The 14,206-nt window shown below is 35.1% G+C and carries 15 protein-coding genes; 8 read left to right on the forward strand and 7 right to left on the reverse strand.

Annotated features, from left to right (window positions below; all coding sequences use genetic code 11):
* Positions 1–53: 53 nt before the first annotated feature.
* The 3 genes from Q0951_RS01090 to purN form a co-directional block, all read right to left on the reverse strand.
* The gene (locus Q0951_RS01090; protein ID WP_299333144.1) at positions 54–980 is read right to left on the reverse strand and encodes a PfkB family carbohydrate kinase; all 927 of its coding nucleotides are present in this window, start codon (positions 978–980) and stop codon (positions 54–56) included.
* A gap of 90 nt (positions 981–1,070) precedes the next feature.
* Positions 1,071–1,712, reverse strand: a complete 642-nt coding sequence (locus tag Q0951_RS01095; protein ID WP_299333146.1) for a ribonuclease H family protein — start codon at positions 1,710–1,712, stop codon at positions 1,071–1,073.
* Positions 1,705–2,271 carry a phosphoribosylglycinamide formyltransferase gene (purN, locus tag Q0951_RS01100; RefSeq protein ID WP_299333148.1) on the reverse strand — a complete coding sequence of 189 codons (567 nt, stop codon included), beginning with the start codon at positions 2,269–2,271 and terminating at the stop codon, positions 1,705–1,707. Before purN ends, Q0951_RS01095 begins: the two co-directional genes overlap by 8 nt.
* Positions 2,272–2,457: 186 nt before the next feature.
* On the opposite strand from purN, the gene Q0951_RS01105 reads away from it, so the two are divergent.
* From Q0951_RS01105 to Q0951_RS01130, 6 genes are all read left to right on the forward strand, one after another.
* Positions 2,458–2,691, forward strand: coding sequence for an acyl carrier protein (locus Q0951_RS01105; RefSeq protein WP_013750595.1), 234 nt, complete (start codon positions 2,458–2,460; stop codon positions 2,689–2,691).
* A gap of 13 nt (positions 2,692–2,704) precedes the next feature.
* On the forward strand, positions 2,705–3,955 hold the full coding sequence (gene fabF / locus Q0951_RS01110; RefSeq protein WP_299333150.1) for a beta-ketoacyl-ACP synthase II: 1,251 nt from the start codon (positions 2,705–2,707) through the stop codon (positions 3,953–3,955).
* Positions 3,956–3,962: 7 nt separating this feature from the next.
* Positions 3,963–4,706, forward strand: coding sequence for a ribonuclease III (gene rnc, locus Q0951_RS01115; RefSeq protein ID WP_299333152.1), 744 nt, complete (start codon positions 3,963–3,965; stop codon positions 4,704–4,706).
* Between the two features lie 132 nt (positions 4,707–4,838).
* A complete protein-coding gene (locus Q0951_RS01120; RefSeq protein ID WP_299333154.1) occupies positions 4,839–5,321 on the forward strand; it encodes an IPExxxVDY family protein in 483 nt (160 codons plus the stop codon).
* On the forward strand, positions 5,321–6,763 hold the full coding sequence (pyk, locus tag Q0951_RS01125; RefSeq protein WP_299333156.1) for a pyruvate kinase: 1,443 nt from the start codon (positions 5,321–5,323) through the stop codon (positions 6,761–6,763). The genes Q0951_RS01120 and pyk overlap by 1 nt, the downstream gene beginning before the upstream one ends.
* Positions 6,764–7,133: 370 nt before the next feature.
* On the forward strand, positions 7,134–7,934 hold the full coding sequence (locus Q0951_RS01130; RefSeq protein WP_299333158.1) for a hypothetical protein: 801 nt from the start codon (positions 7,134–7,136) through the stop codon (positions 7,932–7,934).
* Here the strand turns inward: Q0951_RS01130 and Q0951_RS01135 are convergent.
* Positions 7,915–8,898, reverse strand: a complete 984-nt coding sequence (locus Q0951_RS01135; RefSeq protein WP_299333160.1) for a hypothetical protein — start codon at positions 8,896–8,898, stop codon at positions 7,915–7,917. The two genes, Q0951_RS01130 and Q0951_RS01135, sit on opposite strands and share 20 nt — an antisense overlap.
* 46 nt (positions 8,899–8,944) lie before the next feature.
* A complete protein-coding gene (gene dinB / locus Q0951_RS01140; protein ID WP_299333162.1) occupies positions 8,945–10,054 on the reverse strand; it encodes a DNA polymerase IV in 1,110 nt (369 codons plus the stop codon).
* A gap of 33 nt (positions 10,055–10,087) precedes the next feature.
* Here dinB and Q0951_RS01145 point away from each other — a divergent pair, with 33 nt between their 5' ends.
* A complete protein-coding gene (locus Q0951_RS01145) occupies positions 10,088–10,558 on the forward strand; it encodes a CYTH domain-containing protein (protein ID WP_299333164.1) in 471 nt (156 codons plus the stop codon).
* Positions 10,559–10,610: 52 nt separating this feature from the next.
* On the opposite strand, the gene Q0951_RS01150 is transcribed toward Q0951_RS01145, so the two are convergent.
* Positions 10,611–11,123: a heavy metal-associated domain-containing protein gene (locus Q0951_RS01150; protein ID WP_299333167.1), complete on the reverse strand. Its 513-nt coding sequence runs from the start codon at positions 11,121–11,123 to the stop codon at positions 10,611–10,613.
* A 93-nt stretch (positions 11,124–11,216) separates the two neighbouring features.
* Between Q0951_RS01150 and Q0951_RS01155 the strand changes: the two genes are divergently transcribed.
* Positions 11,217–12,095, forward strand: a complete 879-nt coding sequence (locus tag Q0951_RS01155; RefSeq protein ID WP_299333170.1) for a DMT family transporter — start codon at positions 11,217–11,219, stop codon at positions 12,093–12,095.
* Positions 12,096–12,148: 53 nt separating this feature from the next.
* Here the strand turns inward: Q0951_RS01155 and Q0951_RS01160 are convergent, their stop codons facing one another.
* Entirely contained in the window at positions 12,149–14,197 is a 2,049-nt protein-coding gene (locus Q0951_RS01160; protein WP_299333172.1) for a pitrilysin family protein, read from the reverse strand.
* Between the last annotated feature and the right edge of the window lie 9 nt (positions 14,198–14,206).

Consider the following 14,206-nt stretch of genomic DNA (forward strand, 5'->3'; position numbering starts at 1 on the left):
AATTTTGGGTTTAGTATTAAATAAAAAACGCGCTCATTTTTGAGCGCGTTGGTTTATGACAATTCAATATTAAATTGTGTGAGTTGCTTAAATTGCTGCATACGTTTATGGACTTCACTATTCTCTAAGTTCACCATACGCTCTGTTCCAAATTTCTCTACACAGAAAGAGGCTAGTGTTGATCCGTAGATCACAGCATTCTTCATGTTTTCAAACGAATAATCTTCAGTTTTTGCTAAATAGCCTGCAAATCCACCAGCAAAAGTATCTCCTGCACCTGTTGGATCAAACACTTCTTCTAACGGAAGAGCAGGAGCATAAAACATATGATCATTGTGAAATAATAATGCACCATGTTCCCCTTTTTTAATCACTACGTACTTTGGACCCATTTCATGAATCTTTCGAGCTGCTACAACTAGCGAATACTCTCCGGTTAATTGTCTGGCTTCTTCATCGTTAATGGTAATAACATCTATTTTCTTAATCACATTGTGTAAATCTTCAAGAGCACAATCCATCCAAAAGTTCATCGTATCTAAAATGACAAGCTTAGGTTTGGTAGTCATTTGTTCTAAAACACCCATTTGTACTATGGGATGAAGGTTACCCAACATTACAACTTCAGCATTTTTGTAAGCTTCAGGTACTACAGGATTAAAATCTGCTAAAACATTAAGTTCAGTGACAAGCGTATCACGAGAGTTCATATCGTTATGATACTTTCCACTCCAAAAAAATGTTTTGCCTTCTTTTACAATTTCCACACCATCAATGTTGACGTTTCTTTCTGATAATAAATCTAAATATTCCTGTGGAAAATCTCCTCCTACCACAGAAACTGCAGCAGCATCTACATTAAAATGAGAAGCAGCTAAACCAATAAAGGTTGCTGCGCCACCAAGAATTTTGTCTGTTTTACCAAAAGGAGTTTCAATAGCATCAAAAGCTACTGTACCTACAATTACTAATTTGCTCATAAAGCGTTTTAAAATTTGTTCACCTTCACACTAAAATGCGATGGCGTTTGAGGTTGCAAATATACGTTTTTTAAGGACTAAAAAACGAATTTATTTTCTCCCAAAATCTGCAGGGATTTCTCCCCAAGCTTTGGTTTCCCATTTTACAATAGTAGTTGTATAGCTGTTGTTTTTCAACCAGTCTACTGCGCGATCTACTAAGTCAAATAAGGTCTTGTTTTTTTCATTGCGCTCTAATTTGGTATTGCAGGTTTTCTTCTTTACCCAACTCATAGCTGTTCTGGAATCGGTATAAATGATAAGGTCACTACCTTTCTTTTTGAGTAAAGCAAGTCCGTGAACAATTGCCAAGAATTCACCAATATTATTAGTCCCCTCCTCAAAAGGACCTTGAATAAAAAGCTGTTTTTTACTTTTAGTGTCTACACCACGATATTCCATCTTTCCTGGATTACCAGAGGAGGCCGCATCTACAGATATTGATTTATAATTAGGTTGTCCAATTTTTTTAAGTTGTTCATCCGAAAGTTCGCTCTTAAACTTCTTATGTTTTCCCACATAGTCTTTATAGTTGCCCTTATATGCTTTTTTTGCTGCATCAAATGTTGCAAACGATTTGTATTGAGCACCTTGAAAATCTTTAATTTGGGCTTTACAATCATCCCAAGATTCGAAGACTCCTGTATGATGTCCTTTCCAAACAGTGTAATATTTTTTCTTTTTTTTACTCATCTAACAACTGTGCTACAACCTTCGGAAAGTGTTCCATTTCCAATTCATGAATCTTTTTAGCAACATCTTGAGCAGTGTCTAATGAATGGATTTCACATTTCGCCTGAAAGATAATTGCTCCTTCATCATAATTTTCGTTTACGTAATGAATGGTTATTCCTGTTTCTTTTTCATTATTAGCAACAATTGCTTCATGAACATGCATACCATACATCCCTTTTCCGCCGTATTTTGGTAATAGAGCTGGATGAATATTAATGACTTTATTTGGAAATGCGCTTAAAATGTGCTCTGGAAATTTCCAAAGGAAACCTGCTAATACAATGAGATCTGGTTTGGAAGCCTTTAAAATATCTAATACATCTTCTGTTTTTGTAAAGGCTATTCTGTTGAATGACAAGGCGCTAACTTTTAGTTTTTTAGCACGATCTAATACTTTGGCATGAGGATTGTTAGTGAGTACCTGAATGACAGAAGCATTTTCTCTGTTGTGAAAAAACTTAATTAAATTTTCAGCATTAGTGCCACTTCCGGACGCAAAGATTACAATACGTTTCATTTACAGACAAAGAGTTAGTGTTATTCGAAAACAAAAAAAAGAATAATAAATAACAATTAGACCGTAAAAGATAAATTCTTAAAAGTTATTTTAGTAAATTACAAACACATTTTTAATGTAAAGGTGTGTATTAAAATAAAGTTTTTTTATTTTTGCGACCTAATTAAAACTTAAAATTAAAAAATTATGTCAGACATTGCATCAAGAGTAAAAGCGATTATCGTAGACAAATTAGGAGTTGATGAAAACGAAGTTGTAACTGAAGCGAGCTTCACTAACGATTTGGGAGCAGATTCATTAGACACTGTCGAGTTAATCATGGAATTCGAAAAAGAATTCGATATTCAAATTCCAGACGATCAAGCTGAAAATATCGCAACAGTTGGTCAAGCTGTATCTTATATAGAAGAAGCAAAATAAGAACTCTATTTTTATGGAATTAAAGCGAGTAGTAGTTACCGGTTTAGGAGCACTTACACCAATTGGGAATACCAAAGATGAATATTGGGATGCCCTTGTTTGTGGAAAAAGTGGTGCCGCACCTGTTACGCATTTTGATGCTGAAAAGTTCAAAACGCAATTCGCTTGTGAAGTAAAAAACTTTGAAGTTACTGACTTTATTGACAGAAAATTAGCAAAGCGAATGGACAAGTTTTCGCAGTATGCTATGGTTGCTTCTGATGAAGCAATTGTAGACTCGAAACTTGACCTTGATAAAGTAGACAAATTAAGAGTTGGAGTAATTTGGGGAGCCGGAATAGGAGGTTTAGAAACATTTCAGGAAGAAGTGTTAAACTATGCTGCCGGTGATGGTACGCCTCGTTTTAATCCATTCTTTATTCCAAAAATGATTGCTGATATAGCACCTGGAAACATATCTATAAAATATGGTTTTATGGGTCCTAACTACACAACGGTTTCTGCCTGTGCATCTTCCGCTAATTCAATGATTGATGCTCTAAACAATATTCGTTTAGGTCATTGTGATGTTGTAATTACTGGTGGAAGTGAAGCTGCAGTTACTATTGCTGGTATGGGAGGATTTAATGCTATGCACGCTATGTCTACTCGTAATGATAGTCCCGAAACAGCTTCCAGACCATTTGATGCAAACCGAGATGGTTTTGTATTGGGTGAAGGAGCAGGAGCTATTGTTTTAGAAGAGTACGAACATGCAAAAGCAAGAGGAGCTAAAATTTATGCTGAAGTAGTAGGTGGAGGATTATCATCTGATGCTTATCACATGACAGCACCTCATCCAGACGGTATTGGTGTTGTTGCAGTTATGAAAAATTGTTTACAAAACGCAGGTTTAAATCCTGAAGACGTAGATCATATTAATACACACGGAACATCAACACCTTTAGGTGACGTTGCCGAATTAAAAGCTATATCTGAAGTATTTGGTAGCCACGCTAAGAACATAAATATTAATTCAACGAAATCTATGACGGGTCACTTGTTGGGTGCTGCAGGAGCAATTGAGGCAATCGCTTCAATCTTAGCTATTGAGCATGGTGTCATACCTCCAACAATCAACCACGAAACGGTTGACGAAAATATAGATCCAGAATTAAATTTAACACTTAATAAAGCACAGAAAAGAGATATCAAAATTGCTATGAGTAATACGTTTGGATTTGGCGGACATAACGCTTGTGTATTATTCAAAAAAATAGACTAAATCCCGAATGAGCTTCATTCGTAACATATTAAAAAATTCCCGTGCCCATAAGGACGGGAATTTTTTTTTATTACTCAACGATATTCTAGGCTATAAAGTCAAGAATAAATCCCTTTACATCAAAGCGTTTACGCATCGCTCGATGAACATTAAAGATAAGGACGGGAATGCCATCAACTATGAACGGTTAGAATTTGTTGGAGATGCCATGCTTGGTGCAGTTATAGCTTCCTATTTGTTTGAAGAAGTACCTCATGGAGATGAAGGTTACCTGACCAAAATGCGATCTAAAATTGTAAGTCGGGAACATCTTAACGAACTAGGAAAAGAGCTTAACCTTATTGAGTTGGTTGAAAGTAAAATTCCAAAGGCAAATTTCGGAAACAATATTCATGGTAATCTTTTTGAAGCTCTTGTAGGCGCCATTTATCTAGATAAAGGATATAAGTACTGTGAGCAGTTTATTCATAAGCGTGTCATCAAACCACATGTTGATATTGAAACCTTAGAAGGAAGAGTGATCAGCTATAAGAGTTTGCTGATAGAATGGTGCCAAAAAGAAAAGAAAACATTTGATTATAACGTTTATGAAGACACAGGAAATGATGATCTTAAACATTTTTCTGTAAAATTATCAATAGACGAAAAAGTAATTTCCAAGGCAAGAGCGACTTCAAAAAAGAAAGCTGAAGAAAAGGCTTCAAAGCGTGCGTTTTTCGCATTTCAAAAAGAAATTAGCAGAGCTTTTTAAATCTGTATTTCTTAACAAATACAAAACTTACCAACTATAACGTTTTCGTTGTTCTGCTTGATTAAGATTAACCAAAACTTCACATTTTTATAGCTTTTATATATTATATTTACAACTTGTAGTTGATAAATTATGGCATTACACAAGTTAGTTGTTGACGATTTTTATGATGCTTCTTTTTCGCTTCTGGCTATTCATTGCAGGCTAGAAGATTATCGATTGGCTTACCTTCTTAATAAACACTTAGGACTTAATTTAGAACGAAAACCAAAAGACTTAGACTACAATTATTTCGCAGCCTCATTCTCTATTTATGAATGGGAAGACAAAAAATTTGATACTGTCTGGAACCTAGTATCTAATATTTGTAAAAAAGAGGAAGCTGCGCTCCAAAGTTCAGGTTCGTTATTTGAAAATCAATCAATGGTTACCCGAACCTTTAACCTATTACCAGAATTGAAAACAGTGGATTATCTTATTAAAGTCTCAAATGAACACCGAAATTTCAATGAGAAACAAATCCTAAATAACATACAATCTATACCACAGATCATTACAACTTACAGTGTAGATGTTGACCAAATAAAATCTAAAGAACACTTAATTTTTGATTAATGTTAAGAACAAAGAAAACTAAAATAGTAGCAACATTAGGACCAGCAACAAGTAGCAGAGAGGTGCTAAAAGCTATGTTGGAAGAAGGTGCTAATGTATTTAGAATTAATTTCTCACATGCCGATTACGATGACGTCAAAGAGCGTGTTGACATTATAAGATCCCTAAATGAAGAATTTGGTTTCAATGCTTCCATTCTTGCTGACCTTCAAGGACCAAAATTAAGGGTAGGCGTTATGAAAGGTGAGGTCATTGTTAATGAAGGTGATGAAATTGTATTTGCTACAGGAGAGCGTTTTGAAGGCACAAAAGAACGTGTCTATATGACTTATGACAGATTTCCTCAGGATGCAAAACCAGGAGAACGCATTCTATTAGATGATGGAAAGTTAATCTTCGAGGTCGTATCTACTGATAAAAAATCTGAGGTAAAAGCTCGTGTTATTCAAGGAGGACCATTGCGCTCTAAAAAAGGAGTGAACCTTCCTAATACTAATATTTCTCAACCAGCTTTAACTGAAAAGGATATTGAAGATGCAATTTTTGCTTGCAGTTTACAGGTAGATTGGATTGCATTATCATTTGTTCGCCATGCTGAAGACCTCATGCAATTAGAGGAATTAATCAAAGAAAACAGTAATCATAAAATTCCAATTATTGCCAAGATTGAAAAGCCTGAAGCAGTAGAAAATATCGACAAGATTGTCGCCTATTGTGATGGATTAATGGTGGCTCGTGGTGATCTTGGAGTTGAGATTCCTGCTCAGGAAGTCCCTTTAATTCAGAAAAAACTGGTATTGCGTGCTAAGCGCGCCAGAATTCCTGTGATCATTGCCACGCAAATGATGGAAACCATGATTACTAGCTTAACACCAACACGTGCTGAGGTTAATGATGTCGCCAATTCAGTTATGGATGGAGCTGATGCCGTAATGCTATCTGGAGAAACTTCTGTGGGGAATTATCCAGTGCAAGTCATCAGTCAGATGGCGCGAATTATTAGAAGCGTAGAAGATTCAGATTTGATTCAGGTGCCACAATCACCACCTCATATTCGTACGAAGCGTTACATTACGAAATCCATTTGCTACCACGCTGCAAATATGGCCAACGAGATTAATGCCAGAGCTATTTCTACATTAACCAATAGTGGTTATACAGCCTTTCAAATATCAGCTTGGCGACCAAGTGCACATATTCTGGTATTTACTTCTAACAAACGAATCCTAACCCAGTTAAGTCTGCTTTGGGGTGTTGAGGCATTCTACTACGACAAGTATGTCAGTACAGATGAAACTATCGAAGATGTAAACGCCATAGCTTGTAAAAAAGGGTATCTGGAAGTAGGAGACATGTTAATCAGTTTAGCTGCTATGCCTATCCAAGATAAAGGAATGGTAAATACGTTACGTGTGACTGAAATCACGAGTTGTAGTTTTTAATCCTACACCAAGTCTTCGGATTATAAATGCGTTTGTCATTTAGAGTGTAACGAACAATCTCAATTTGGTGTGTCAAACTAAGCTTTTTAGCCTTTACAGTTAAGCTAATAGTACCTCCGCTAAAGTTTCAGCGACACGTGGGTGGCGAAGTAGGCTAGTGTAATTTGGGCGTTTGCTACTTCACTAAAGTTTCATAGCACTGCGCTTTCTGCTTTATCTTTTTACAGGTTCTCGATACAATGCTTTCCTTTGGTTGCATCTAACTCGAACTGTTGTAAAAAGGATGCCACATCAATCGCTAACGCTTGAGGCAATTATTATAATAAGAATCCAGTTGTAGTCATATGATTCATTTGTTAATTTTGATCTTATGAAAAAGCTATTGGTATTAGTTATTTTGACTTTGATGTTTTATTCATGTGTAAGTACAAAGTTTGATTGTATTGATAAACGTGCATGTAGAGAATATGAGAAGAGACTAGATTCTCTTTCTGGTTTTTTATTTTTTCAAAAAAACCTAACGAGTTCTACAGACAAATGGTTTGATGGTTTTTTTGAAAAAATTACAGGTCATAACTCTGAAGCTGATATATCCTATAATGGAATTGATCCGCCCACGATTAACGATTATAGTGCCTGGACCAGTTGGTATGTTCGCTACCATAATCGCTTGAGATTTGATAAAAAAGAAAATCAAGTTTACGTTAAAAAAAGCTATTTAAAATACCTCGAAGAAGATGCAAAACAAGTAGAAAGTAGAGATATTTTAATTTTTTCTAATGACGGTCCTGTTTTGATTTATTTAAGTGATAAAGTCAATGGTAATGTCCCTAATGTTGATCCTAATCAGCACCATATACACAGTAATCTAGAGGATATAAAAGCAGTTTTTAATATTTTAGACCTTCACGATACCATCATGGAATTGTATACTTATCCGTTAAATCAAGGTGATAAAGGCTATATTGAGTTCAATTCAAAAGCAACAAAAACATCAAAAGGTGTTAACCTGTTTATACAAATGAATATGGGATTTGCTTTGCATACCGATACTTACTTTGTCTTAATTGAAGACAAGGCAAAAGCTATTAAGGTTTTAGAAGACTTAGCACACCAGTTTAGAGATAACCCTAAAGGATTTCAAAAACTTATTAAGGAATTAAAGCTTTAAAATCAACCTTGTAAATTCTACTGGAACCATTGTCGTATTTATTGATCTCTGAAATGAGCTCTTCAACATTGGTAAATCCACCTTCTTTTTGCTCAACATTACTCCTTCTACTAGTAAAATACAAGGTTTGATTGTGAACAAACGGACAAAAATCAGTTTGTTTAGAATTGATCTCTGCACCTAAGTTTTCTGCAGGAGACCATGTTCCATTGATGTTTTTACTTATGTATAGATCTCCAGCTCCAATACCATCTGGCCGACGCCAACCACCAAAAATAAGATAGGATTCATCAGGTGCAATAAAGGCATTAAACTCAGCCCCTTTTGTATTCACACCTTCACCCAAAGGCACAGGTTTGCTGTAGCTATTGTTTTGCCATTGACTCATAAAAATGTCATCAGCAGATTCTAATTCTTCTTTGATACAGGTAAAGTACAAATTATGGTTGCTGGCTACTGCAGGATAGAACTCATCAGCTTCAGTATTTATCGGAGCACCTAAATTTTTAGGTTGTGACCATTCAGCAGAAACAGAAGCACGTTCAACATACCAAATATCATAGTCTTTAGCATTAGTACTATCTTTAGAAATAGGTCTGTTAGATGCAAAATACAGCTTCAAATTATCTGGAGATAAAAACGGTTCTAAATCTGTGTATTTGCCAGAGAAACTACTAATTTTTGGATCTTGCCAAACCTCATTCTCTCTCTTAATTGACATAATTACTGAAAGTTCTCTTCCAGGACTTTGCAATGAGAAGTAAGCTTCATCTTCGTTGGTATTAATTGTAAAATCTCTAACATTTGTAAATTTTGAAAAGATATGTTCTGCAAAAGGCTGGACACCTTCCTTAGGAATTTCGGTTATTTCTATTGTCTTTTCTTGAGTTGTCTCTTTGGTATTTTGACAAGCAAAAATTATCAGTAGCAATACAAATAAAAGGATTGATTGTGTACGTTTCATGATTGTAAGTTTTAGTCGGTAACATAAACTTAAGAAATTCAACACATTAAAAATCGAACTTTAACTGTACGCTAACAGATTTTTTTTCTTGCTTTGAAGGTTTAGGTTTGTTAGCATCAGTATTTAAATTAGATAACGAGATTCCTAAAAGCCTTACAGAATTATTAAGCTTTTCCTGATACAGTAAATCTTTGGTGGTTTCCAAAATAATACTCTTATCACTAACAAAGTATGGAAGCGTTTTACTTCGAGTTTGGAGTGTAAAATCACTATATTTTATTTTTAAAGTTACTGTTTTTCCAGCCACGTTACTTTTGTGGAGTCGTTTGGCAACTTCTTCAGCAATATGATCTAATTTTTCGAGCATAAAGATTTCCGAAGATAGATTTTCGCTAAAGGTTCGTTCGGCAGCCAGTGATTTGCGAATGCGATTAGGTTTCACTTCACTGTTGTGAATTCCGCGAACTACATAGTAATAGTAACGTCCAGATTTTCCGAAGTTCTCATCGAGATACTCCAGAGATTTTGACTTAAGGTCTTTTCCTGTAAAGATACCTTTCTGGTACATTTTTTCGGCAGTGACTTTTCCAACACCATAAAATTTCCTAATGTCTAAGTCCTCCAGAAATTGGAGCACTTCCTCTGGATTGACTGTCTTCTGTCCGTTAGGTTTGTTGTAGTCACTTGCTACTTTAGCAATAAATTTATTGATAGAAATTCCTGCCGAAGCGGTTAGTCCGACTTCATTAAAAATTCGAGCTCTAATCTCCTGAGCAATTAAAGACGCACTTGGGTTTCCTTTCTTGTTTTCAGTAACATCCAGATAGGCTTCGTCAAGAGATAAAGGCTCAACCAAATCTGTATAATCGTAAAAAATACGCCGAACCTTTTTGGAAATTTCTGTGTAACGTGCAAAATCGGTTCTTACAAAAATAAGATCAGGACAAAGCTTTATCGCTAATCTGCCAGACATCGCGCTTTTAACACCAAACTTTCGCGCTTCATAACTTGCAGCGCTAATCACACCTCGTGCGCCACCACCACCAACTGCAATAGGTTTCCCTTTGAGGTCAGGATTGTCCATTTGTGCAACAGATGCGTAAAACGCATCCATATCTACATGAATGATCTTTCTAATTGGTAAATCGTTTGGCATAGTGTAAATTTAGACATTAAATGTCTTTTATTAATGATAGAAATTGAACGAAAGTTTTTAGTGACTTCAGAAAAGTTTAAATCAGAAGCGCATACACAGTATAGAATCATTCAAGGGTTTTTAAATACAGATCCTGAACGAACGGTTAGGATACGATTGAAAGGTGAAAAAGGAATCCTGACTGTCAAAGGTATGTCTTCTGATGACGGTTTATCCCGTTTTGAATGGGAACAGGAAATTTCTAAAACCGATGCTGAAGCCTTATTGCAATTATGCGAAAAAGGAGTGATTAATAAAATACGATATGAAGTTTCTGTTGGGAGTCATTTATTTGAAGTGGATGAGTTCTATGACGATAACCATGGATTAATAATTGCTGAAGTCGAGTTAGAACATGAAGAAGATATTTTTGAGAAACCAGATTGGTTAGGTCAAGAGGTTACTGGAGATATACGTTATTACAATGCACAATTAAGTAAGCAACCTTTTAAATCTTGGATATAAAAAAACCACTCAATTTGAGTGGTTTTTTTATTGTAGTATTGAGTGACTTAAATTAAGCCTTCATTTCGCAACATGCCATTTTGCAATCTTTCTTGCAAGCCGCTTTTTCAGCTGCTGTCATTTTTGCACAAGCTTCTTTATCGCAATCAGCATTACATTCATGTTTTTCAGAAGAAAAAGACTCTACAGTTTTCATGTCTTTTACTTTGTAAGTGTCTCCTGCTTTTGCTACAGCTTCTTCTAATGAATTTGGCGTAACCATGGCTTCGTCATATTCAACCATTGCTAATTCTTTTTCGAAATCTACTTTTGCAGATTTTACACCATCCATTTTGGCAATTTTCTTTTCAATGGTTTTTGCACAACCCATAGCGCAAGTCATACCTTCAATGCCAAATTCTGCTTTCGCATATGTTGCATTAGGATCTAATTTCTTTGCAGCATTAGTATTAATTGCTGTTTCTTCAGTGTCTATCGTTTTTACTTCAGGTGTTTTATCGTCTTTACAGGCAATCATGGCAACTGAAATACATGCGATAGCTAATATGTTTCTAAATGTCTTCATAGTTAAAAATAATAATATTGTGAACAAACTTAATAAATATTGATGTTCCTTGCACTATAATTAACGATTTTTGTGAATTAGTTAAGAATCCTCATGCAAAACACAACTAAGAAATGGTTATTTCTGCTTATTTTATCTCTCATTTGGGGTAGTTCTTTTATACTAATTAAGAAATCGCTTCTAGGGTTATCACCTTATCAATTAGGAGCTTTACGTACAATAATTACAGGTTTATTTTTGTTTGCTGTAGGTCTTAAGAGCATAAAATCTATAGATAAAAGAGAATGGAAATGGGTGGTACTCTCTGGGTTTTTAGGCTCGTTTATTCCTGCATTTCTATTTGCTATTGCGGAAACTGAAATCGACAGTGCGATTACTTCAGTTCTCAACTCACTTGTACCATTAAATGCTATACTATTAGGATTTGCAATATTCAAAATAGGGTTTACAAAACGGCAGTTTTTGGGTGTGGTTATTGGTTTTATTGGAACTAGTATTTTAATCTTGAGAGGTGCAGATCTCAATCCAAATCAAAATTACTTGTATGCTGGATTTGTTATAGTTTCAACAGTCATGTATGCTCTTAATGTCAATATCATTAAGAAATACCTTCAGAATGTCAAACCACTTAGTATTGCTACAGGAAACTATGTTGCTATTGTTATACCCGCAATTATTATTTTACTATGTACCGATTTCTTTTCTGAAAGCACCTATTCACAACCAGATTTTCAAATGTCTGTTGTTTATGTTGCAATTTTATCGTTGTTTGGAACTGCCCTCGCTAAAGTATTATTTAATACACTGATACAAATATCTACACCTGTATTCGCTTCTTCAGTTACTTACCTGATGCCAGTTGTTGCCTTAGTTTGGGGATTACTGGACGGCGAATCGTTTGGATGGATTCAAGTTGTTGCCAGTCTTATTATTTTAATCGGTGTTTACTTGGCCAATAAAAGACATGCATAAAAAAATCCGAAGCAATAATGACTTCGGATTTTTGTATTTCAATAATTTAAGATTTAGTCGAAATCTGCATCACTAACACCTTCGTTTACTTTTACTGATTTTACAATGAAATCAAAACGACGTGGACCAGCAGTTTGTCCAATTTTAAACGGAAACTTGATGCCTCCAACATCTTTATACTCTGAATAGAACACCGATTGTGATCCTGCAGGAGATGATTCTACTTGCTTGATTTTCAATCCAGTTTCTACACTGTAATATAAGGACTTATTTTCTCCAACATTGATTTTATAAGCATTCTCTCCGTCAACATTTTCGATTTTTTCTAAAGTTACTCCACCGTTAAGGTAATTTACTTCTGGGAAAGGAGATGATTCTACTTTAGCCTCTTTCAATTCTTCATCGGTCATATCTTTACGTTGGCCTTGTTGAACAATATATCCACCTTCAGGACTAACAACAGATTTTACAAATGATTGACCCATAGCAGTAACTTCAGACATAGATTGATTTTTAGAGGTTTTTTTCATCTCTAAATTCATCATTACTCCTGGTTGAAGTTCTGCCTCAGCTGTCATGTAAACAGAATTAACTTTATCTAACGCATCTTTTCCTCCGATAGCGTCAATATAAGCTTGCATCACCTTAGTAGCATCCATATCAGCTGGCATTTCTATCTCATACTCAGGCTTCTTAGTTTCATTAGCATAGGCATCATAGTATTTGATTGGAATTCCTGTTTTTTCAAGGTTTTCTAATACCTCACTGCCTTTACCTACAACTACAAAACGTGCATTTTCAGTTTTAAAATATTTGTTTGCCACACGTTTTACATCATCAGTAGTAACTGCATTGATTTTCTGTAAGTATGTTGTGTAGAAATCGTCTGGAAGGTCATTAAGCTTAATATTTAAAGCATATCTGGCTATGGTTTGTGGACTTTCAAGAGCCAATACAAAGTCGCCAACATATTTCGCTTTTGCGTTTTTAAGCATGTCTTGTTCTACAGGTTCTGTTTTGATACGATTAATTTCTTTAAGTGTTTGAACTACTGCACTATCAGTTACCATATTTCTTACAGCTGCACCAGCTCTAAAACGTGCTGCATATTTATCTGTGCCAATACTAGAACGAGCTCCATAAGTATAACCATGCTCCTCACGAAGGTTCATGTTTAAATAACTATTAAATCCACCTCCTAAAATCTTATTAGCAATTAATACCGAATGGTAGTCATCATCTTTCATTTCTAAATCTACATTGTTTGTCAATGAAATATTAGACTGAACGGCATTAGGCATGTCTACAAAGTTAATTTGTGTATACTGAGCATTAGGTGCCTCTTCAGGAACGTTGTAATCTATGTTAACAGATTTTTCCCATTTTCCAAAGTGCTTTTTGATTTGCTTTTGTACATCTTTAAAATCTACATCGCCAACAACAACTAGGTATGCATTATTTGGATTAAAGTATGTTTCATAAAATGCAACCACATCACCAAACGACACATTATTAACAGTCTCTTCGGTAGTAAACTCACCATAAGGGTGTTTTTTTCCGTAAGCTAATGCAGATCCTACTCGTCCTGCAACAGCGTCAACACTTTTTTCGTTAGATTTTAAACCTTCAATAAGTTTTTCTTTTTCTTTTTCAAACTCTTCCTCAGTTAGTAAAGGATTGATGGCTGCATCTGCCATTAATTCTAAAATACGATCTGAGTATTTAGATAAAGATCCTGCAAAAGCTCCACTAAATCCAAAGTTGATATTAGCACCAAGGAAGTCCACTTCTTCATTAAATTCATCTTTAGGAATATTTGTTGTTCCATTTCCTAGCATACTTCCTAATAGACTTTCAACGCCTGCCTTTTCTCCAACAGTCATTGGCTTATTGTCTATAGTTAATGAGTAAGAGACTCTTGGTAATTTATGGTTTTCTACAACCAAAACAGTCATCCCGTTTTTTAGAGTAAACTCATTAGGCTTTTCCAAAGAAATTTTTGGAGCTGGTCCTGGTTCAGGCATTTTTGAACGGTCAACTTGTGCAGATACACCAACCGACATTAAAAATGCTACAATTAATACTGATATGTTTAATTTCATTTTCATTTT

This window comes from uncultured Psychroserpens sp., from assembly GCF_947501425.1.
Classification (GTDB): Bacteria; Bacteroidota; Bacteroidia; order Flavobacteriales; family Flavobacteriaceae; genus Psychroserpens.

Coding starts and splice junctions, on each gene's coding strand:
- Q0951_RS01090 (WP_299333144.1), bottom strand. CDS start 980: ATGAGCAAATTAGTAATTGTAGGTACAGTAGCTTTTGATGCTATTGAA.
- Q0951_RS01095 (WP_299333146.1), bottom strand. CDS start 1,712: ATGAGTAAAAAAAAGAAAAAATATTACACTGTTTGGAAAGGACATCAT.
- purN (WP_299333148.1), bottom strand. CDS start 2,271: ATGAAACGTATTGTAATCTTTGCGTCCGGAAGTGGCACTAATGCTGAA.
- Q0951_RS01105 (WP_013750595.1), top strand. CDS start 2,458: ATGTCAGACATTGCATCAAGAGTAAAAGCGATTATCGTAGACAAATTA.
- fabF (WP_299333150.1), top strand. CDS start 2,705: ATGGAATTAAAGCGAGTAGTAGTTACCGGTTTAGGAGCACTTACACCA.
- rnc (WP_299333152.1), top strand. CDS start 3,963: ATGAGCTTCATTCGTAACATATTAAAAAATTCCCGTGCCCATAAGGAC.
- Q0951_RS01120 (WP_299333154.1), top strand. CDS start 4,839: ATGGCATTACACAAGTTAGTTGTTGACGATTTTTATGATGCTTCTTTT.
- pyk (WP_299333156.1), top strand. CDS start 5,321: ATGTTAAGAACAAAGAAAACTAAAATAGTAGCAACATTAGGACCAGCA.
- Q0951_RS01130 (WP_299333158.1), top strand. CDS start 7,134: ATGAAAAAGCTATTGGTATTAGTTATTTTGACTTTGATGTTTTATTCA.
- Q0951_RS01135 (WP_299333160.1), bottom strand. CDS start 8,898: ATGAAACGTACACAATCAATCCTTTTATTTGTATTGCTACTGATAATT.
- dinB (WP_299333162.1), bottom strand. CDS start 10,054: ATGCCAAACGATTTACCAATTAGAAAGATCATTCATGTAGATATGGAT.
- Q0951_RS01145 (WP_299333164.1), top strand. CDS start 10,088: ATGATAGAAATTGAACGAAAGTTTTTAGTGACTTCAGAAAAGTTTAAA.
- Q0951_RS01150 (WP_299333167.1), bottom strand. CDS start 11,123: ATGAAGACATTTAGAAACATATTAGCTATCGCATGTATTTCAGTTGCC.
- Q0951_RS01155 (WP_299333170.1), top strand. CDS start 11,217: ATGCAAAACACAACTAAGAAATGGTTATTTCTGCTTATTTTATCTCTC.
- Q0951_RS01160 (WP_299333172.1), bottom strand. CDS start 14,197: ATGAAATTAAACATATCAGTATTAATTGTAGCATTTTTAATGTCGGTT.